Raw genomic sequence first — 19,998 nt, 5'->3', positions numbered from 1 at the left:
TTGCTTTTGCTTCTATTAATAATGATAAAGACACAGATTGCCAAAAGAAACAATTCAATTATAATCGTGTGAAATTTTGAAAGATTAAAAAAGATAATTAGAGATGAATAGATAATAAATTCAATTAGGAATGCCAAATTTCTTAAAGTAAAAAGGCGTTGATTGAAGTTTATGTATTCACTCTCATATGTTATCATATTTTAAAAATCTTAAATAAACTGCTTCGAGATTTTCTCTGCTTTTTTGCTTTCACTGTAATCATAGAAACCTTCGCCAGATTTTACACCCAGTTTTCCAGCTCTTACCATATTTACAAGAAGTGGGCAAGGCGCATATTTAGGATTTTTGAATCCGTCGTACATTACATTAAGAATAGCAAGACAAACGTCAAGACCAATAAAATCAGCTAATTGAAGTGGTCCCATTGGATGTCCCATTCCTAATTTCATTACCGTGTCAATTTCATAAACTCCTGCAACCTTATTGTATAACGTTTCAATTGCTTCGTTTAGCATTGGCATTAAAATTCTGTTTGCTACAAAACCAGGATAATCGTTTACTTCAACTGGAACTTTACCTAATTTTTCAGATAAACTCATGATAATTTTAGTGACTTCATCGCTAGTGTTGTACCCGCGGATGATTTCAACCAATTTCATGATTGGCACCGGATTCATGAAGTGCATTCCGATAACACGTTCAGGATGCGCTACAACAGCTCCAATTTGTGTAATCGAAATCGAAGAAGTATTGGTTGCTAAAATGGTGTTATGAGAACAGTATTCGTTCAATTGCTTGAAGATGTTTAGTTTTAATTCTACATTTTCAGTTGCAGCTTCAACTACCAGATCAGCTCCAACAACACCGTCTTTAATATCGGTATAGGTAATAATGTTGGTGATTGTTTTGGCAACATCTTCCTGAGTTATAGATCCTTTAGATAACATACGATCTAAATTGGCAGCAATAGTTGCCATTCCTTTATCTAATGATTTTTCAGAAACGTCAATTAATTTTACGGTAAATCCGCTTTGCGCAAAAGTATGTGCAATTCCATTACCCATTGTTCCTGCTCCAATTACAGCTATTGTTTTCATTTTAACGTGATATTATATTTATGATTTTAGCCACGAATTCACGAGTGAAAGGTGAATTACGTGGCTAATTTATTTTTTAAATTCCTTAAATTATTTATTGAAACAATCAATAATTTGATAAGCCACTCGTAGTGCATCTGTAGCTTGTTCAAGTGTTACAACCGGAGTTGTATTGGTATTGATTGCATTGGCAAATGATTCTAGTTCATCTAGTATAGCGTTGTTTTGCTCTACATCCGGGTTGGTGAAATAGATTTGCTTTTTTACGCCTTCGGCATTTTGCAAGATCATATCAAAGTCTCCAGGAACTTCCGGAGCATCTTTCATACGAACTACTTCGCATTTTTTCTCCAGAAAGTCAACTGAAATGTAAGCATCTCTTTGAAAGAAACGTGTTTTACGCATGTTTTTCATCGAAATTCTACTGGCAGTTAAATTAGCAACACAGCCATTTTCGAACTCGATTCTTGCATTGGCAATATCCGGGGTATCACTAATTACTGAAACACCGCTTGCATTAATACTTTTTACTTTTGAGTTGACAACGCTTAGAATGGCATCAATATCATGAATCATTAAATCCAGAACTACAGGAACATCTGTACCACGTGGATTAAATTCGGCCAAACGATGTGTTTCAATAAACATCGGATTTTCGATCATATTCTTTGTAGCTATAAAAGCGGGGTTAAAACGCTCTACGTGCCCAACTTGCCCTTTTACGTTGTATTCTTTTGCAAGAGCAATAATTTCTTCAGCCTCTTCAACAGTGTTGGCAATTGGCTTTTCTATAAAGATATGTTTTCCTGATTTAATCGCAACTTTGGCGCATTTATAGTGCGAAAGGGTTGGAGTAACTATATCAATCACGTCTACAGCGTGAATGAGTTTTGCAATTGTACTGAAGTTTTTATAGCCAAACTCTTTTGAGATTCTTTCGGCATTTTCTTGATTTTCGTCGTAAAATCCAACTAATTCGTATTGGTCAGATTGTTGTAATAAGCGTAAATGTATTTTACCAAGATGACCAGCACCTAAAACTCCTACTTTTAACATGAGAATGTATTTTAAACAAAAATATATATTATTTGTCGAAAGTGAAAATGAATGCAATAAAGATTTAGCGATTTAATAATTAAAAATCAATATTTGATTTCCTATTTAGTTTCTTATTTTTGCGAAAATAAAACCTACCCATTTTGAAAGATACTGCCAAACATCAAGGACTTCGTAATCAATTAGTAACAACTTTAGAGCAAAAAGGAATTACTGACAGAGCTGTGCTGGATGCGATAAAAAAAATCCCAAGACACCTTTTTTTAAATTCTAGTTTTGAAGATTATGCTTATCAGGATAAGGCATTTCCTATAGGAGCGGGGCAAACTATTTCGCAACCTTATACTGTTGCTTTTCAATCTCAATTATTAGAAGTAAAAAAAGATCATAAAGTATTAGAAATTGGAACTGGTTCGGGGTATCAGACAGCGGTTTTGTTTATGCTTGGAGCTAAAGTTTACAGTGTAGAGAGACAAAACGAATTGTTTAAAACGACTTCTAATCTTTTTCCGAAGTTAAATATCCGCCCTAAACACCTTTCTTTTGGAGACGGTTATAAAGGGTTACCAAATTTTGCACCGTTTGATAGTATCATAGTGACTGCCGGGGCACCATTTATTCCACAGCCTTTAATGGCTCAGCTTAAAATAGGAGGAAGGCTTGTTATTCCGCTGGGAGAAGATGTTCAGATTATGACTTTGTTAATTCGTAAAAATGAAACTCAATTTGAAAAACATGAGTTTGGAGAGTTTAGATTTGTTCCTTTATTAGAAGATAGAAATTAAATAGAAAGCCCAATTAATTTGGGCTTTTTTATTGTGTAAGAATGTTAATGTATCTTTCTAAGCTTTCCTTTTGTGTTTGAGCAATAAAAAGTAGAAAATCTTCTTTGTCTTTTTTTGTCTGAGCAACTTCCAGAGATTGGTAATAACGCATTCGGTTTTCGTAATCCCCTTTAATATTGGCAATTAAATAACCTTTTTGCATTAAAATTAAATTCATGATTAATCTTGAAGTTCTTCCGTTTCCATCGATAAAAGGATGAATTGTAACTAATCTTTCATGCATTTCGGCAGCCAGAATAACTGGATGAAGTTTGTTTTTGTTGATTTCATACCAGGTAAAATATTCTTCCATTTCTTGTGGAACTAACAAAGGTTGTGGTGGCATATGACTGCTTCCTTGTATCATAACCTGAACTTTTCGATAACGTCCGGCATCTTCAGGAATTATTCCTCTAAGAATTAAATTATGAATAGATAAGAGATCACGTTCGTTTAATGAATTATTTTTACTTATCAAATCTTTAATAAAACTAATAGCTTCCTGATGGTTGATTGCTTCTAGATGTTCACGCATGCTTTTTCCGGAAATTGTCAAGCCTTCATTTACCACCATATCAGTTTCACGAAGAGTCATAGTGTTTCCTTCAATTCTATTGCTTTCAAAAGTATATTCAAGTTCTAAGGCTTGTTTGATTTTGAAACTATCTAATTGTCTGTGAGAATCTAATTTTTCTTTTAGAAGATCAATTTCGTTTAATATTTTTTCTAAAGAAGTAGATAATTTAAGATTTGAAACTGTTTTATTGTATTTGAGCTCGTCTTCGGCAACTTTTAAAGCCTTCAAAGCAAATTCATCATCTCCAATTTCATAAAGAATTTTTTCTTTTAGCCATGCAATCATTAGAGTTTCATAATCGATTTCTAAAAGCTGAGCCAATTTTGAAATTTGATCTCTTGTTGGTTTTCGTGTTCCTGATTCAAATTTGCTGATTAATGCCTGATCGATTCCAAGAAGCTGTGCAACTTCACGGGTTTTTAAACCTTTTTGTTCTCTGGCATTCTTTAAAAGTGATTTCATTCAATGAAAATTTTAGTCTTGACAAATTTAGTCAATTTTATTTACGTAAAAAAAGCAACAGTTAGATGTTGCTTTTTTATATATTATTTTGGAGGTAAAGAACCATCTTTTCTCATTTCCTTGACTACTGCCTGCATTATTGCATCTACAGTTTGCCCCAGATCGGTTACATATTGCGATTCTGTGGTTCCGGTCCAGATTAATTTATTTTGTTTTAATGAAAAAATATTGGTTTCCACCATATATGATGTTGTTTCCTGATAATATCCCGGATCATAGAAAGCAGGCGAGTACATTCCGTACCAGTTTCCAAAACCATAGCCATACATTCCTGTATACATTCCGTCAAATCCTCCGTAATACATTCCGGTATAGGTTCCCGGTACATAAGTTGTTTCTTTTTCTTTGCTGACTAAACGCATACTAATAACTCCATCAAAGCCTTCATCTTGTAGTACTTTTAATTTGTCCTCTTTAGATAATTGGCTAGTTGCTGTTAAGTATTGATAAGAAGTTTTAAAAATTGGACTGCTGGCTGCAATTCTATTTTCGGTAATTCTTCGTGAAGCTTCATCTTTGACCAAAGCAACGACTAAAACTTTTTTAAACTGTTCCTGAGCAACAGTTACATCAGGATCTCTCCAGCTATTTACGATAGAGGTATTACTGCCGCAACTTAAGAGAGACAGTGTGGCGATAAACAAGATTAAGTACTTTTTCATATTTTACAGTTAAATTGTTTGTAGTAAAAATAACGATAAAATATTTATAAATACATCATTTTAAGAAAATTAAAAGTGCTTAGTTATAGGCTTTTTTAATTCTGTCTAAGTCTCTTTTTGTATCTTGTTCTTTCAAAGATTCACGTTTGTCGTAGTTCTTTTTTCCTTTGCAAAGCCCTATCTGCAGTTTTGCAAGACCCTTTTCATTGGTAAACATTTTTAAAGGAACAATAGTGAGTCCTTTTGCCTGAACACTTTTGTGAAGTGATTTTAGCTCCTTTTTGTTTAAAAGCAGTTTTCTTTCGCTTCTTGATTTGTGGTTGAATTGATTTCCAAAAGAATATTCTTCGATATAAGTATTGATGGCAAAAAGTTCCATACCGCTAAATTCGCAAAAACTCTCTGTAATATTAGCTTTTCCTAATCGTATAGATTTAATTTCGGTTCCTGTCAAGACAATTCCTGCTACGTAGGTATCGATTACTTCGTAATCAAACCTGGCTCTTTTATTAAGTATATTGACTGTTTTTAACATAGGTGCAAATGTAAACAAAATTGAAAAACTTTAATGCAATCTAAAATAAATAAAGATTTCTTTTGAACAATGATTTTAATCAGTTTTAAGGAAAAAACTTACTCTTAAGTTTGCTTCATAATTCTAAAACATGAATAAAATGAAGAAAATTTTAACTATCGCAACCATTGTATTATTTGGATTATCAGTAAAAGCACAAGATTCTGGTCAGGGACTAAAAGGTGCCTGGTTTGCAACTTCGCAATTTGGATATCAACAGACAAAAACCAGTGATGCAAAAGGTACCAATTTATCGGTACTTCCAATTGTAGGAACGTTTATTACGCCATCTGTGGCAGTAGGTGCTGGTATTGGGTATATTAACATTAAATCAGATGGGTATGATAAAGCGGATATAGATAAGACAAATCTTAAAACTCTTGCCAAAACAGATTTAATTGTTATTCAGCCATTAGCCAGAAAGTACTGGAATGTTGCAGGATCTTTATATTTCTTTGGGCAATTGGCTTTGCCAGTTATTACAGGAAAAGAGAAAGAAAGTAACTTAAAAATAAATCAAGTTGGTTTATCTGTTTCAGGAGGTTTTGATTATTTTGTAACTAAAAACTTCTCAGTTGAGTTTTCTTATGATTTGGCAAACTTTACTTCGACAACTCTAAAACCGGAGAATGGAGAGAAAACAACTGTTACAAATTTTGGACTAGCACATATGGCAAATGTTGATTCTGCTTATTTAGTTGGAGGTTCAAATTTAACATCTCCACTTGCTGTTGGATTTAAATTTGTATTCTAATTATATCAAATTATTTTAAATCAATTCATTAATTTTGTAAAAAAAAAGGAAAGACCGTGCTTTTTTAAGTACGGTCTTTTTATTATTGTTTTTAAAATATATAGAAATGCAAAATACATCTAAAGATCCGCTACACGGTATTACACTTCAAAAAATTGTTGAAACTCTAGTTGATTTTTATGGCTTTGATACTTTGGCAGAACTGATTCCAATCAAATGTTTTATTTCAAATCCAAGTGTAAAATCAAGTCTTACTTTTTTAAGAAAAACAGACTGGGCCCGTAAAAAAGTAGAAGATCTCTATGTAAAATCGCTTCCTAAATTTAAGTGATTTTAGTTTAATTTGTACGAAACCATTACACCACCACGGTAAGGAAGCCATTCTCCACTTTTATTCCAGTGCTGTGCTTTTTCGTATCTTCCCGGTGTTCCATCATTATAATATCCATGATAAAAGCCTTGATGCCATCCACCGCCTGCGAAAATATCTAATAAGAATTTGTCACTTAATTTTAGGTTGTATCCGACAGTGACTCCTAAACGATAGCCAAAACCATGTTCGTATTTATTTGTATCCCAGTAATTCCATTTTTGAATTTCATATACATCCGGACCAGCATGACCACCTACATAAAAGCCATTATATTTCTCTTTGAAATGATAGCGAACTTCTGGGGTTAGTGTGTAGAATTTCATTGGACTGTGTCCATTAATTGATTCCCAAAAAGAGGCCATAACATCAACACTAAAAGTGGTTTGTTTGCCAATACTTGTTTCAATTCCTACATTAGGAATAGCAAATAATGCAGTTGCGGCGTTAAATTTAATAAAAGTTTGGCTTTGTAATTGAATCGAAAAGCAAAGAACTAAGAGGGCAAATATTTTTTTCATGGTATTTCTTGACTGCAATAAATTTATTTAGCACGCAAATATAACGCAATGCAAACTTTTCTATTGCTAATTAAAGTTTTTTTAACAGGAATTGATTCTATTAAAAATAGAGATTCGTTCCTATTTGTTTAGCAATGAATAAATCACCGAGTCTAGAAACTTTCCTTCATAAAAGACACACTCTTTCAAATGAGCTTCTTTAACAAAACCACATTTTTGTAATACTTTTTCAGAAGCAAAATTTTCAGGATCGATAATAGCTTCAATAGAATGTAATTTTAGGTCATTAAATCCATAAGTTATTAATCTGTTAACCGCTTCAGAAATAATTCCTAAGCCATGAAATTTTGGGTTTAAAATATAACCAATTTCAGAACGATAATTTTCATGTTGTGTACGGTAAAAACCAATAATACCAAGCAGTTTTGGGCTGTCTTTTAAAGTAATTGCCCAGTTGATTCCTGTATTGGTTACAATTTTATCTTCAATCTGTGCAATGAGTTCTAAAACATCTTCATTACTTTTTGCCAATGGTCTTGGAATGAATTTCATTGTTTCAGGATTCGATCGTAATTCGAAGATTTCATTAACATCGTTATTTGTAACTCTTCTTAAAATTAAACGGTCAGTTTCGATTATAGGGAAAGGATGGAAATTAAATTCTAACATTTTATAAAATTTTTATACTGAATTTTGAGTTAAATATTTGATCTTGATCTAAAATTAAGATGCCTTCTTTTTGAAATAAATCTCCGGAATTTTCTGCCGTATCCGAGTATCCGAACCACGGTTCAATACAAACAAATGGAGCCTGATTTTTTGTCCAGATTCCTAAACTCGGAAAATCTTCAAAGTCAACCTCAATATAAGGTTTCCTGTTTTCCAAAATGGTTAATGAATTTGATTTTAATGTTTTGAAAACAAGAGCATCATTTTCGAAGAGTTTATAATTTAAAGGAACTAGACCATCTTTTGTTTCTAAAGTTTCTGTTTTATTAGAAATTAGGTCATTTTCCAGAAGATTAAATTTTAAAAGCTCATCTTTTTCAAATTTAAATGCATAATTTTCAAAATTTTCAGGTAGTGCAATTGCCGGATGTGCGCCTATTGAAAATGGCATTTTACCATTTCCTCTATTAATAACTTTATACTCTATATGTAAAGAATTATTTTCGAGCGTATAAATTAACTGTAGTTCGAATTCGAAAGGATATTTTTGAAAAGTTTCACTATTTGATTGTAAAGAAAAAATAGCATTATTTTCAGTTTTCTCTATTAACTGAAACTCCATATCTCTCGCAAAACCATGTCTTGGTAATTGATATTCTTTGCCGTCTATTGTATAAATGTTATTTTTTAAAGTACCAACAATCGGAAAAAGGATAGGGGAGTGTTTTCCCCAAAAATCAGGGTTTCCTTCCCAAATATATTCTTTATTTTGATTGTTTTTTATAGAGAATAATTCTGCTCCCGCAGATTTTATCGAAACTTGAAGTATTGAATTTGAAATAATTGTATCCAAAATAGTTTAATTGAAAAAAAGTTAATTTTAATAGTGATGTAAAGATATTTTAATATTTGTTATTTTTTTAAGAAAATTTCCCAATTTATTTAATTGATAAAATTTTGCTAAAATTAAATTTAAGTTTAGATATTTCTCTGTAGATAGCTTTTTATTTCATTAATTTGCTGCCTAAACAGCTAAAAAATATGAAAAAGCAATCTGTAAAAGCCATTTTAACTGCGGCTTTATTTTTTGGGATTTCTTCTGTCTGGGCACAACAGACTCCGTTGGCAAAGACGGCAAATCCAGTAAACAATTACAATTATCATGATGCCTTTGGTCCTCATTTTTATACAAAAAATGGCAGTTCGACCCGCACAGCAAGTGGTCAGCCTGGAGTAGAATACTGGCAAAACAGAGCCGATTATCAGATTTCGGTAAAATTAAATGCCGTTACAAATGTGATTACTGGAACTGACGAAATCACATACACAAATAATAGTCCGGATAAATTGGGATTTCTTTGGTTAAATTTAGATCAAAATTTATTTAAAGCTGATTCCAGAGGAAACGAAATTGTACCATTAACAGGAAGTCGTAATGGATCTCAGGGTCAGGTTTTTGATGGTGGTAATAAAATAAAATCTGTAAAGGTAATTTCTGCCGGAAAAAATAAAACAGAAGTTGATGCAAAATATATTGTTACAGATACAAGAATGCAAATTTTTCTTCCGGAAGAGTTAGCAGCAAAAGGAGCTTCTGTAAAGGTGAAAATTGAATTTTCATTTACTGCACCGCTTGAAGGATCTGACAGAATGGGTGTTTTAGACACTAAAAATGGTAAAATTTTTACGATTGCACAATGGTATCCGCGTATGTGTGTGTATGATGACGTAAGGGGTTGGAATACTGCGCCATATCTGGGGGCTTCAGAGTTTTATTTAGAATATGGAGATTTTGATGTAAAACTTACAGTTCCCGGAAATCACTATGTAGTGGCTTCTGGTGAATTAATGAATAGTCAGAATGTGTTTTCTGCAGATCAGCTTAAAAGATATAAAGATGCGTCTCAAAGTGATAAAACAGTTATGATTCGTTCTGCAGATGAAGTTGCAGCAACTGTAAATGCTAATGCCGGAACGGAAAAAACATGGCATTATAAAATTAAAAATGCGCGTGATTTTTCGTGGGCATCGTCTTCTGCATTCATTTTAGATGGAGCAAAAATAAACTTGCCAAGCGGAAAAAAATCCTTAGCATTATCAGCTTATCCTGTTGAGAGTGCAGGAAAAGAGGCTTACGGACGTTCTACAGAATATGTAAAAGCGGCAATTGAGCATTATTCTAAACAATGGTTCGAATATCCTTATCCAGCAGCTACCAACGTAGCAGGAAATGAAGGTGGTATGGAATATCCCGGAATTGTTTTTTGTGGATGGGAGTCTAAAGGACAAGATTTATGGGGAGTTACAGATCATGAGTTTGGACATATTTGGTTTCCAATGATCGTTGGTTCAAACGAAAGATTATTTGCGTGGATGGATGAGGGATTTAATACTTTTATTAATTCATTAAGTACAGCCGCATTTAATAATGGGGAATATAAAGATCAGCCTGCAGACTTGCATAAAAGTGCTGAATCTTTTACACGCCCTAATCTGGAAACAATTATGAGTTCTCCTGATAATATGAAAGAAGCAAATATCGGTATGTTATGCTATTTTAAACCAAGTGCTGGTCTTGTTATTTTAAGAGAACAGATTTTAGGAAAAGAACGTTTTGATACTGCTTTTAGAACTTATATCGAGCGTTGGGCTTACAAACACCCTCAGCCAGATGATTTCTTTAGAACTATGGAAAATGTAGCAGGTGAAGATTTAAGCTGGTTCTGGAGAAGCTGGTATGTAAACAACTGGCGTTTTGATCAGGGGGTAAATTCAATTAAGTATGTAAAAAATGATCCTTCAAAAGGAGTTATAATTAATGTGGAGAATTTTGATAAAATGCCAATGCCAATTGTTTTAGATGTTAAAACAAAAAGTGGTAAAGTTACCAGAGTAAATTTACCGGTAGAAATTTGGCAACGTAATAACAATTGGTCTTTCAAACATAATTCAACAGAGGAAATCGAAAGCATAACTTTAGATCCGGATCATGTATTTCCAGATAATAATGACTCAAATAATGTTTGGACAGCCGGAACCGGTAAAGTTGAGCAAGATGTTATTTTAGATGGATATTTAGGGGTTTTTACTACTACGAAAGCTCCTTTGAAAATCGAATTTACAGAGAAAAATAGTACTTTAAATGCTGAAATAACAAATTACCCAAAGTTTCCTTTAAGTCCGGTTGAAGGAGAAAAGAATACTTTTGAATCAAAAGGAGCAGGTGTGAAATTTAAATTTAATGAAGCAAAAAATGGTTTTGATATGTTTTTTTCCGGAACAGATCAGGTGTTGCCATTTACTAGAAATTAGTATTTAAAAATTACAAATATATTTGAAACCCGATAACTAGAGTCTAGTTATCGGGTTTTTTTGTTTCAGGTTTCAAGTTTTAGATTGACCTTTCTTGATCAAGTTTCTATTTTTAAATGGTTAGAATATCAATGACTTAGTTCTGATGACGATCTAGATGGTAACTTTAAAAATTAACATTGCATTAAAAAAATGTTAGATTTTTAGTTTTTTATATTGTAAATAAAAAAAATGTGTACTTTTGCACCAATGAATAAAATAAGTTTACATATAACTTCTTTGTCACGGACAAACTCACCTAGTACTTCTCCCGAAGTACGGATACTATCTATCTAGTATTCACTGAGTTTTATAGCCGTATATTTATTCATACCCCTTTTTCATTTTGAAATCACATAATTTGTCCATTGGACAAACATATCCAAAAAGTATTTATTATTTTGTAAACTTTCTAAATCAATGTTTTGATTTTGAGAATGTTACTTCTATTTTGCTTAATTTTATTGGATTCAATTCTGGATTTCAAACTAAACAATATGCTTTAATTTTTAACTCTAACTTCAATTATTGAAATGAAGATCTCTATTGTTGTTACCCAGGAAGAACACTTCAAATTCGCACAAGAAATCTGCGATACGATAGAATCATCTGCCTTGTTGAGAGGTACAGGGATTGCTAAAAGAACTCCTGAGTATATTCAGAAAAAAATGTCGAATGGTGATGCGATGATTGCTCTGGCAGATGGAAAATTTGCAGGTTTTTGTTATATCGAAAGCTGGCAGCACGGAAAATTCGTAGCGCATTCAGGCCTGATTGTACACCCGGACTACAGAAGTTTAGGTCTGGCAAAAAAAATAAAATCAAAAGTTTTTGATTATTCATTAGAAAGGTATCCGGATGCTAAAATATTTGGAATCACAACAGGATTGGCTGTAATGAAAATCAACTCTGATTTAGGTTACAAACCAGTGCCTTTCTCAGAACTTACAACCGATCCAAGTTTTTGGGCAGGCTGTAAAACCTGTACTAACTTCCCTATTTTACAAAGTAAAGAAAACAAGATGTGTCTTTGTACAGGAATGTTATACGACCCAAAAGAAAAACAAAAAACACCACCAAGGCACCCTTTTAACGAGGCTGTTTTAAGCAGACTTAAAAAAATCAAACAAGCCTTATTTTTAAATAAAATATTGTCATTATTTGTTTAAGCAAAATTAATTAGAAAAAATCTCAAACTGCTACATACGAAAGTATTAGCCTAAATTATAAAAAATGAAAAAAGTAGTATTAGCTTATAGCGGAGGATTAGATACCTCGTATTGTTTGAAATATTTAAAAAATGAAAAAGGATACGAAGTTCATACTGTGCTTGTAGATACAGGAGGATTTGATGCAGAAGAATTATCAGCTATTGAAAAAAGAGCCTATGAATTAGGAAGTGCACAACACGCAAACCTTACAATTGTAGATAAATATTACGATAAAGCTATAAAATATTTGATTTTTGGTAATGTATTAAAAAACAATACATATCCATTATCAGTAAGTGCAGAGCGTGTTTTTCAGGCAATTGAAGCTATAAAATATGCTAAAAAGGTTGGAGCAAGCGCTATCGCACACGGAAGTACAGGTGCAGGAAATGATCAAATTCGTTTTGATTTAATTTTCCAGACTATTGCTCCGGAAATTGAAATTATTACACCAATCAGAGATTTAAAATTGTCAAGACAAGAAGAAGTTGATTATCTAGCTCAAAACGGAGTTCACTATTCTTGGGAAAAAGCACAATACTCTATCAATAAAGGACTTTGGGGAACAAGTGTTGGAGGAAAAGAAACTTTAACTTCAGGACAGCCTTTACCAAGTGAAGCTTATCCATCTCAATTAAAAAAAGAAGGAGAAGAAAAAGTAACCTTGCATTTTGAACAAGGAGAATTAGTTGGAATTAACGGTAAAACAGACAAACCTTCAAACAATATTGTAACTCTTGAAAAACTGGCAAATGCTTATGCAATTGGTAGAGATATTCACGTAGGTGATACCATTATCGGAATTAAAGGAAGAGTTGGTTTTGAAGCTGCTGCTCCGTTAATTATCATCAAAGCACACCACTTATTAGAGAAACATACGCTAGGAAAATGGCAGCAATACTGGAAAGAACAATTAGGAAACTGGTACGGAATGTTATTCCACGAAGGTCAGTTCTTGGATCCGGTAATGAGAAACATTGAAACTTTCTTGCAAGACACACAAAAAACAGTAAATGGAACCGTAACAGTTTCATTAAAACCATATCATTTCTCACTTGACGGAATCGAATCTAAAAACGATTTGATGAACACAGGTTTTGGTCAATACGGAGAAATGAACAATGCATGGACATCTGATGATGCAAAAGGATTTATCAAAATTCTTGGAAATGCACAAAACATATTTTCATCTGTAAATCAATTAGATCATGATTAATGTAGGAATAATTGGTGGTTCAGGCTACACGGCCGGAGAACTCATCAGAATTTTAATGTATCATCCCAAAGTAAACATCGATTTTGTTTACAGCACCACAAATGCAGGAAAACCGCTTTCTGTGGCGCACCAAGATTTGATGGGCGATATCGAAATGAATTTCACAGCTGAAATTAATCCAAATGTGAATGTTGTTTTCTTGTGTTTAGGTCACGGAAAATCAATTTCATTTTTGAAAGAAAATCAATTTGCAAGTCATACGAAAATTATTGATTTAGGAAATGATTTCAGATTGAATAAAGATGCTCATTTCGAAGGAAAAGACTTTGTTTACGGATTGCCTGAAATAAATAAAGCCGAAATCAAAAAAGCAAATTATATCGCGAATCCGGGTTGTTTTGCTACAGCTATTCAATTGGCTTTATTGCCATTAGCAGAACATAATTTGTTGAATAATGATGTTCATATTAATGCAACAACTGGAAGTACTGGAGCAGGAGTAAGTCTTTCCGAAACTTCTCACTTCAGCTGGAGAAACAATAATATGTCGCATTATAAAGCTTTTGAACACCAGCATTTGGGAGAAATCGGAGAAAGTTTGGTTCAATTGCAAGACGATTTTGACAGCGAATTGCTTTTTATTCCGAACAGAGGAGATTTTCCAAGAGGAATTTTTGCAACGCTTTATACATTGTGCGATGATAGTTTGGAACAATTGGTTGCTAAATATGAAGACTTCTATAAAAACGAGCCTTTTGTAACCGTTACCACAACCAACATCAATATGAAACAAGTGGTGCAAACGAACAAATGTATTATTAGTTTATTGAAAAAAGGAAACCGGGTTCTCATAACATCAATTATCGATAACTTAACCAAAGGTGCTTCAGGACAAGCGATTCAAAACATGAATTTAATGTTCGGTTTAGAAGAAACCACAGGTTTACATTTGAAACCAAGCGGATTTTAGAAAAAATTTGTTTCAGGTTTTAAGTTTCAAGTTTCACGTTCTCTAGCGTAACTTGAAACCTGAAACCTGAAACTTTAAACAAAAAACACATGAACTTATTCAACGTTTACCCATTATACAACATAACTCCAGTAAAAGCAGTCGATTGTACAATTATTGACGACAAAGGAGTAGAATATTTAGATTTATACAGCGGACATGGTGTGATTTCTATCGGACACACGCAGCCGGATTATGTAGCAAAACTGAAGAATCAGATAGATAATTTAGGTTTTTATTCGAATGCGATTCAGAATCCTTTACAGGTTGAATTGGCTCAGAAATTAGGAAAACTTTCTGGTCTTGAAGATTACGAATTGTTTTTATGCAGTTCTGGTGCTGAAGCAAACGAAAATGCTTTAAAATTAGCGTCTTTCCATAACGGAAAATCAAGAGTTGTCGCTTTTGATAATTCTTTTCATGGAAGAACTTCTGCAGCCGTAGCTGTTACTGATAATAAGAAAATTGTTGCGCCGATTAACGCACAGCAAGAAGTTACTTTTTTACCTTTAAATCAAATCGAATTAGTTGAGGCTGAATTATCTAAAGGCGATGTTACAGCAGTAATTATCGAAGGAATTCAAGGAGTTGGAGGTTTAGATCAGGGAACAACAGAATTTTTTCAGGCTTTAGAAAAAGCATGTAAAAAATACGATGTTGTTTTAATTTTAGATGAAGTGCAATCAGGATACGGAAGAAGCGGAAAATTCTTTGCATTCCAACATCACGGAATTAATGCTGATATTATTTCAGTTGCAAAAGGAATGGGGAATGGTTTTCCAGTTGGAGCCATTTTAATTTCTCCAAAATTTGAAGCAAGTTTCGGATTATTAGGTACAACTTTCGGCGGAAGCCACTTGTCTTGTGCTGCAGGAATTGCAGTTTTAGATGTAATTGAAAAACTGGATTTACAGAAAAATGTAAACGAAGTTTATGAATATTTCTTAGAGAAAATCAAAGAAGTTGACGGAATCAAACAAGTAAAAGGAAAAGGATTAATGCTTGGAGTTGAGTTTGATTTTGATGTTGCAGCTTTAAGAAAAAAACTAATCATCGAAAAACACATTTTTACAGGAAGCGCCAACAATAAAAATTTATTAAGAATTTTACCGCCTTTGACTGTGAAAAAAGCAGATATCGATACGTTTGTAAAAGCTTTAAAAGAAAGTTTGGAAGAATTAAAAAACTAATTCTCGTTACGTAAACCTGACGGGTTTTTAATACCCGTCAGGTTTAAAATATAGGTTTCTATAAAAAGAAACAACCAAAAAACAACCAACCCACTTGAAATTATGAAACCATTATCAATTGAAACACGCAATGCGGTTTTGCGGTCTATGGCAAAGCTGGTCGAGCAGGAGCGGAATGAGATAATCCTGACCAATCAGGAAGATCTTGCCGATTACAACGGCTCAGATTTAGCGATGGAAGAACGCTTAAAAGTAGATGATAAAAAAGTCGACGAAATGATTTTATCATTAAACCAATTAGCATCTCAGGAAGATCCCGTTGGCGTTGAGCGTTTTCAATTTACACATGATAATGGAATAAAAGTTATAAATAAAACAGCCGCTTTCGGAACGATTTTAATTATTTACGAATCTCGCCCCGATGTTACAATCGAAGCAGGCGGAATTGCTTTTAAATCTGGAAATAAGATTTTATTAAAAGGAGGAAAAGAGTCTTTAAAATCAAATTTGAAAATCGTAAGTCTTTGGCACAAAGCTTTAGAAGAAAACGGAGTTTCAAAAGACTGGGTTGAATATCTGAATTACAACAGAACTGAAACTCAGGTTTTTTTAGAAAAACCAACTCAGAAAGTAGATTTAATAGTTCCAAGAGGAGGAGAAAAACTAATTGAATTTGTAAAAGCGCATGCAACCTGTCCGGTTATTGTAAGTGGGCGCGGAAACAATTTTATGTACGTTCATGAAAAAGCAGATACTGATTTGGCTTTAAAAATAATTTTGAATGCTAAAACATCTAAAATATCGGCCTGCAATGCAGTTGATAAGGTTTTAATAGATCCTAAGTTACCCAATTTTGAAGGTTTTGTATCTATTTTAATTGAAGAATTAAAAGAACATAATGTTGAAGTAATCGTCGATAAATCATTAGAGAATTTTGAAGATACAGAAACACTTCAAAATGAAGATATTTGGTACGAAGAATTTCTAGATTATAAAATTGTAATTGGAACAATCGATTCTCATGATCATGCCATTGATATGATTAATAAATATTGTGGAGGACATTCTGCAGCAATTATTACCAGAGATAACGATGTTGCACAGCAGTTTATGGAAGCAATAGATGCTGCAGCAGTTTATCAAAATGCATCGACCAGATTCACAGATGGCGGACAATTTGGTTTAGGAGGAGAATTAGCGATAAGCACTGATAAATTGCATCAAAGAGGTCCAATTGGTCTTCAGCATCTTGTAACAAACAAATGGTACGTTTACGGAGAAGGACAAATTAGATAGTTAGACTTTCTTAGATTGTTAGACTTCTTAGAATTTTAGATTGATGATTAACGATTTTTGATTGCAGATTATTGGGATTTGGAATTTTATTTATTGAAATTTAAATATATAGATAAAGCTTTGCGAACTTAGCGTTTGTAAGTACAAAGAATGTAAAAAAACCTTGCGCACTTTGCGGTTAAAAAAATCGCAGCAAAACAACAACAATGGGTAAGAAACGGATTTTATTAAAAATAGGAAGCAATACTTTAACCAAAGAAACCAATCATATTTCGCGGGGAAAGATTGAAGACCTCGGAATACAGATTGCGGCTTTAAACGACGAATATGAATTTATCATAGTGAGTTCAGGAGCAATTGCAGCGGCAAAGCAGTTTGTAAAACTGGATAATCAGGATAAAGATGTTTTTGTAAAACAAGCTTTAGCTTCAATCGGACAGCCCCATTTAATGCGGATTTACAATGAAAATTTTAAGGATTTAGGATTGAATACTTCACAGTGTTTACTTTCTTATTCTGATTTTGAAAAAGAGCAAACCAAAAAGAACATTGTAAATACAATTAATGTATTAGTTAAAAACAATTACATTCCGATTATCAATGAAAATGATACCGTTGCAACAGATGAAATTCGGTTTGGGGATAATGACAAATTAGCGGCTTTAACGGCGGTTCTTTTAAATGTTGATATTCTGATAATTGCGACGAATACAAACGGAATTTATACGAAAGATTCTATTCATGATGAAATTCCAGAAACGATCAAATTGGTAAATGATTTGAAGTCGCTTGTAAAGGAAATTGGTGAATCAAAATCGTCACACGGAACTGGCGGAATGCAATCAAAAATAGAAGCAGCTGCAATTTCAAAAGCCGCAAATATCGAAACCTGGATTGTGAATGGACTGAATGATAATTTTATATTAAAGGCATTAAAAGACGAAATTCCGTTTACGAAAATAATCTAATGAGTCAATTAGAAAATTAGTTAATCAGATAATGCACAATTATCCAATTTTCTAATTATCACATTATCTAAATTAAACAAAAAGACATGAATTATATTTCAATAAAAGATATCGACTCATTATCAAAATGGGTAAAAAGTGCGATTAAAATTAAAAAGAATCCACTTAAAAATCAAAGTTTAGGAAAGAATAAAACTCTAGGAATGTTATTCTTCAACCCGAGTTTAAGAACGCGTTTGAGTACTCAAAAAGCGGCTTTAAACTTAGGAATGAACGTTATGGTAATGAATTTTACTAATGAAGGCTGGACTTTAGAATTTGAAGACGGAGCCGTTATGAATTCTGGCGCTTCAGAACATATTAAAGAAGCTGCAGAAGTAGTTTCTCAGTATTGTGATATTATCGCAATTCGTGCTTTCGCAGGTTTGGTTGACAAAGAAAAAGATTATCAGGAAACTGTAATTTCAGGATTTTTGAAGTATGCAACTGTTCCAATTGTAAATATGGAAAGTGCTGTTCGTCATCCAATGCAGTCGCTAGCAGATGCTATTACAATGGAGGAGCACAAAACGAAACACAAACCAAAAGTAGTGCTTTCATGGGCGCCGCATCCAAAAGCTTTACCTCAGGCAGTAGCTAATTCTTTCGTAGAAATGATGCAGATGCAAAAAGATATGGATTTTGTAATCACACATCCGGAAGGTTACGAACTAAGCCCGGAAATCACAAAAGACAGCAAAATTGAATACGATCAAGACAAAGCTTTTGAAAATGCTGATTTCGTTTACGTAAAAAACTGGAGTAACTTCAATGATTACGGAAAAGTAACCAACAGCGATCCAAACTGGACTGTAACGGCAGAAAAAATGGCTTTAACCAACAACGGAAAATTCATGCACTGTCTTCCAGTTCGTCGTAATGTAATTGTAAGCGATGAAGTTTTAGACGGAGAAAATTCAATCGTAATCGAACAGGCGAATAACAGAACATATTCAGCACAATTAGTTTTACAAAAGATTTTGAAGAAATTGTAAATTTAGGTGCAAAGGCTCAAAGCTACAAAGGTTCAGAGGTTTTATAACCTTGAGAAAAACCTTTGCCTCTTTGAACCTTTGCCTCTTTGAACCTTGAAAGAAATGAACGTATCAGTAATAAAAATAGGTGGAAACATCATCGATAATCCAGTAGAATTAGAACAATTTTTAACCGATTTTTCTAAAATTGAAGGCTATAAAGTTTTAGTTCACGGCGGTGGAAAATCGGCTACAAAGATGGCGCAGAGTATTGGTTTGGTTCCGCAAATGATTGACGGACGCCGAATTACAGATGCTCCAATGCTTGACGTTGTAGTGATGATTTACGCAGGACAAATCAACAAACATATTGTGGCGCAATTGCAGGCAAAAGACAATAATGCAATTGGTTTTTCTGGAGCTGATGGAAATTTAATTCAGTCAACAAAAAGAAATCACCCAACAATTGATTACGGATTTGTAGGCGATGTAAAACAAGTCAACACCAAATTACTGGCAACTTTGTTAGAAGCAGGAGTTGTTCCTGTTTTTTGTGCGATTACACATGACAAAAACGGACAATTGTTAAACACAAATGCTGATACAATTGCGAGCGAATTATCAATTGCACTATCTCAAGTTTTTGATGTGACGCTAACCTATTGTTTTGAAAAACAAGGCGTTTTGCAGGATTCAGAAGATGATTTATCTGTAATAACCCAAATTAACGAAACATTATACAATAAGCTAAAAGAAGAAAAAGTAATCCATTCAGGAATGATTCCAAAATTGGATAACTGCTTCAATAGTTTATCAAGAGGTGTGCAGAAAATCAAAATTGGACATCATAAAATGCTTCAAAATTCAGATATTCCGCATACAACGATTACATTATAAAAAATGTTGCCACGAATTGACTCTAATTTTTCTGTTAAAAGAGAAAATAATTTTAGACGTACATCAAAAAGTTTATTTTGATTTTAAATCTGTAACAAAAAGATAATTTGTGAAAATTCGCGCATTTAGTGGCAAAAAAATAGGGCTGCGCAGTGCTTTTAGAATTTAATTTTAGAAATTTGCGCCAATTAAAAATGTCGCATATTATTTAGTTGAGAAAG

Annotated in this window: 20 protein-coding genes; 12 read left to right on the top strand and 8 right to left on the bottom strand. The window is 33.1% G+C overall.

Annotated elements, in window-relative coordinates; all coding sequences use genetic code 11:
* Window positions 1–209: 209 nt before the first annotated feature.
* Both OLM51_RS14130 and OLM51_RS14125 read right to left on the bottom strand, forming a co-directional pair.
* Window positions 210–1,097, bottom strand: coding sequence for a 3-hydroxyacyl-CoA dehydrogenase family protein (locus OLM51_RS14130; protein ID WP_264551247.1), 888 nt, complete (start codon window positions 1,095–1,097; stop codon window positions 210–212).
* 90 nt (window positions 1,098–1,187) lie between these two features.
* Complete coding sequence (locus tag OLM51_RS14125; RefSeq protein WP_264551246.1) at window positions 1,188–2,153, bottom strand: Gfo/Idh/MocA family protein; 966 nt, start codon at window positions 2,151–2,153, stop codon at window positions 1,188–1,190.
* A gap of 143 nt (window positions 2,154–2,296) precedes the next feature.
* Here OLM51_RS14125 and OLM51_RS14120 point away from each other — a divergent pair, with 143 nt between their 5' ends.
* Complete coding sequence (locus OLM51_RS14120) at window positions 2,297–2,938, top strand: protein-L-isoaspartate(D-aspartate) O-methyltransferase (protein ID WP_264551245.1); 642 nt, start codon at window positions 2,297–2,299, stop codon at window positions 2,936–2,938.
* Between the two features lie 28 nt (window positions 2,939–2,966).
* On the opposite strand, the gene OLM51_RS14115 is transcribed toward OLM51_RS14120, so the two are convergent.
* From OLM51_RS14115 to smpB, 3 genes are all read right to left on the bottom strand, one after another.
* A complete protein-coding gene (locus OLM51_RS14115) occupies window positions 2,967–4,016 on the bottom strand; it encodes a Fic family protein (RefSeq protein WP_264551244.1) in 1,050 nt (349 codons plus the stop codon).
* An 83-nt stretch (window positions 4,017–4,099) separates the two neighbouring features.
* The gene (locus tag OLM51_RS14110; RefSeq protein WP_264551243.1) at window positions 4,100–4,738 is read right to left on the bottom strand and encodes a hypothetical protein; all 639 of its coding nucleotides are present in this window, start codon (window positions 4,736–4,738) and stop codon (window positions 4,100–4,102) included.
* 79 nt (window positions 4,739–4,817) lie between these two features.
* Window positions 4,818–5,273: an SsrA-binding protein SmpB gene (gene smpB / locus OLM51_RS14105; RefSeq protein ID WP_264551242.1), complete on the bottom strand. Its 456-nt coding sequence runs from the start codon at window positions 5,271–5,273 to the stop codon at window positions 4,818–4,820.
* Between the two features lie 139 nt (window positions 5,274–5,412).
* Here smpB and OLM51_RS14100 point away from each other — a divergent pair, with 139 nt between their 5' ends.
* Window positions 5,413–6,066, top strand: coding sequence for a porin family protein (locus tag OLM51_RS14100; RefSeq protein ID WP_264551241.1), 654 nt, complete (start codon window positions 5,413–5,415; stop codon window positions 6,064–6,066).
* Between the two features lie 106 nt (window positions 6,067–6,172).
* A complete protein-coding gene (locus tag OLM51_RS14095; RefSeq protein ID WP_264551240.1) occupies window positions 6,173–6,397 on the top strand; it encodes a VF530 family protein in 225 nt (74 codons plus the stop codon).
* 2 nt (window positions 6,398–6,399) lie between these two features.
* Here OLM51_RS14095 and OLM51_RS14090 read toward each other — a convergent pair whose 3' ends face one another.
* The 3 genes from OLM51_RS14090 to OLM51_RS14080 form a co-directional block, all read right to left on the bottom strand.
* Window positions 6,400–6,957, bottom strand: coding sequence for a DUF3575 domain-containing protein (locus OLM51_RS14090; protein WP_264551239.1), 558 nt, complete (start codon window positions 6,955–6,957; stop codon window positions 6,400–6,402).
* A 120-nt stretch (window positions 6,958–7,077) separates the two neighbouring features.
* On the bottom strand, window positions 7,078–7,626 hold the full coding sequence (locus OLM51_RS14085) for a GNAT family N-acetyltransferase (protein WP_264551238.1): 549 nt from the start codon (window positions 7,624–7,626) through the stop codon (window positions 7,078–7,080).
* Between the two features lies 1 nt (window position 7,627).
* A complete protein-coding gene (locus OLM51_RS14080) occupies window positions 7,628–8,479 on the bottom strand; it encodes an aldose 1-epimerase family protein (RefSeq protein WP_264551237.1) in 852 nt (283 codons plus the stop codon).
* Window positions 8,480–8,667: 188 nt separating this feature from the next.
* On the opposite strand from OLM51_RS14080, the gene OLM51_RS14075 reads away from it, so the two are divergent.
* The 9 genes from OLM51_RS14075 to argB all read left to right on the top strand — a co-directional run bounded on the left by OLM51_RS14075 (window position 8,668) and on the right by argB (window position 19,777).
* The gene (locus OLM51_RS14075; RefSeq protein WP_264551236.1) at window positions 8,668–10,938 is read left to right on the top strand and encodes a M1 family metallopeptidase; all 2,271 of its coding nucleotides are present in this window, start codon (window positions 8,668–8,670) and stop codon (window positions 10,936–10,938) included.
* A 572-nt stretch (window positions 10,939–11,510) separates the two neighbouring features.
* On the top strand, window positions 11,511–12,146 hold the full coding sequence (locus tag OLM51_RS14070; protein ID WP_264551235.1) for a GNAT family N-acetyltransferase: 636 nt from the start codon (window positions 11,511–11,513) through the stop codon (window positions 12,144–12,146).
* 64 nt (window positions 12,147–12,210) lie between these two features.
* On the top strand, window positions 12,211–13,404 hold the full coding sequence (locus tag OLM51_RS14065) for an argininosuccinate synthase (RefSeq protein WP_264551234.1): 1,194 nt from the start codon (window positions 12,211–12,213) through the stop codon (window positions 13,402–13,404).
* Window positions 13,397–14,374 (top strand): N-acetyl-gamma-glutamyl-phosphate reductase, encoded by a 978-nt coding sequence (gene argC, locus OLM51_RS14060; RefSeq protein ID WP_264551233.1) that lies wholly within the window; start codon window positions 13,397–13,399, stop codon window positions 14,372–14,374. Before OLM51_RS14065 ends, argC begins: the two co-directional genes overlap by 8 nt.
* 89 nt (window positions 14,375–14,463) lie before the next feature.
* Window positions 14,464–15,603, top strand: coding sequence for an aspartate aminotransferase family protein (locus OLM51_RS14055; RefSeq protein WP_264551232.1), 1,140 nt, complete (start codon window positions 14,464–14,466; stop codon window positions 15,601–15,603).
* Window positions 15,604–15,705: 102 nt separating this feature from the next.
* Window positions 15,706–16,899 carry a glutamate-5-semialdehyde dehydrogenase gene (locus OLM51_RS14050; protein WP_264551231.1) on the top strand — a complete coding sequence of 398 codons (1,194 nt, stop codon included), beginning with the start codon at window positions 15,706–15,708 and terminating at the stop codon, window positions 16,897–16,899.
* Between the two features lie 206 nt (window positions 16,900–17,105).
* On the top strand, window positions 17,106–17,867 hold the full coding sequence (proB, locus tag OLM51_RS14045; protein WP_264551230.1) for a glutamate 5-kinase: 762 nt from the start codon (window positions 17,106–17,108) through the stop codon (window positions 17,865–17,867).
* A gap of 86 nt (window positions 17,868–17,953) precedes the next feature.
* Window positions 17,954–18,901 carry an N-acetylornithine carbamoyltransferase gene (locus OLM51_RS14040; protein WP_264551229.1) on the top strand — a complete coding sequence of 316 codons (948 nt, stop codon included), beginning with the start codon at window positions 17,954–17,956 and terminating at the stop codon, window positions 18,899–18,901.
* Between the two features lie 102 nt (window positions 18,902–19,003).
* Window positions 19,004–19,777, top strand: a complete 774-nt coding sequence (gene argB / locus OLM51_RS14035; protein WP_264551228.1) for an acetylglutamate kinase — start codon at window positions 19,004–19,006, stop codon at window positions 19,775–19,777.
* Window positions 19,778–19,998: the final 221 nt, after the last annotated feature.

It is taken from the genome of Flavobacterium sp. N2038 (genome assembly GCF_025947185.1).
GTDB lineage: Bacteria > Bacteroidota > Bacteroidia > Flavobacteriales > Flavobacteriaceae > Flavobacterium.
Note: the sequence above shows the minus strand (reverse complement) of the source record. Positions and strands in the feature narration are given on the sequence as shown.

Bases quoted from the DNA above. Each gene is read 5' to 3' on its own strand.
- OLM51_RS14130 (WP_264551247.1), bottom strand. From the start codon at position 1,097: ATGAAAACAATAGCTGTAATTGGAGCAGGAACAATGGGTAATGGAATT.
- OLM51_RS14125 (WP_264551246.1), bottom strand. From the start codon at position 2,153: ATGTTAAAAGTAGGAGTTTTAGGTGCTGGTCATCTTGGTAAAATACAT.
- OLM51_RS14115 (WP_264551244.1), bottom strand. From the start codon at position 4,016: ATGAAATCACTTTTAAAGAATGCCAGAGAACAAAAAGGTTTAAAAACC.
- OLM51_RS14110 (WP_264551243.1), bottom strand. From the start codon at position 4,738: ATGAAAAAGTACTTAATCTTGTTTATCGCCACACTGTCTCTCTTAAGT.
- smpB (WP_264551242.1), bottom strand. From the start codon at position 5,273: ATGTTAAAAACAGTCAATATACTTAATAAAAGAGCCAGGTTTGATTAC.
- OLM51_RS14100 (WP_264551241.1), top strand. From the start codon at position 5,413: ATGAAGAAAATTTTAACTATCGCAACCATTGTATTATTTGGATTATCA.
- OLM51_RS14095 (WP_264551240.1), top strand. From the start codon at position 6,173: ATGCAAAATACATCTAAAGATCCGCTACACGGTATTACACTTCAAAAA.
- OLM51_RS14090 (WP_264551239.1), bottom strand. From the start codon at position 6,957: ATGAAAAAAATATTTGCCCTCTTAGTTCTTTGCTTTTCGATTCAATTA.
- OLM51_RS14085 (WP_264551238.1), bottom strand. From the start codon at position 7,626: ATGTTAGAATTTAATTTCCATCCTTTCCCTATAATCGAAACTGACCGT.
- OLM51_RS14075 (WP_264551236.1), top strand. From the start codon at position 8,668: ATGAAAAAGCAATCTGTAAAAGCCATTTTAACTGCGGCTTTATTTTTT.
- OLM51_RS14070 (WP_264551235.1), top strand. From the start codon at position 11,511: ATGAAGATCTCTATTGTTGTTACCCAGGAAGAACACTTCAAATTCGCA.
- OLM51_RS14065 (WP_264551234.1), top strand. From the start codon at position 12,211: ATGAAAAAAGTAGTATTAGCTTATAGCGGAGGATTAGATACCTCGTAT.
- argC (WP_264551233.1), top strand. From the start codon at position 13,397: ATGATTAATGTAGGAATAATTGGTGGTTCAGGCTACACGGCCGGAGAA.
- OLM51_RS14055 (WP_264551232.1), top strand. From the start codon at position 14,464: ATGAACTTATTCAACGTTTACCCATTATACAACATAACTCCAGTAAAA.
- OLM51_RS14050 (WP_264551231.1), top strand. From the start codon at position 15,706: ATGAAACCATTATCAATTGAAACACGCAATGCGGTTTTGCGGTCTATG.
- proB (WP_264551230.1), top strand. From the start codon at position 17,106: ATGGGTAAGAAACGGATTTTATTAAAAATAGGAAGCAATACTTTAACC.
- OLM51_RS14040 (WP_264551229.1), top strand. From the start codon at position 17,954: ATGAATTATATTTCAATAAAAGATATCGACTCATTATCAAAATGGGTA.
- argB (WP_264551228.1), top strand. From the start codon at position 19,004: ATGAACGTATCAGTAATAAAAATAGGTGGAAACATCATCGATAATCCA.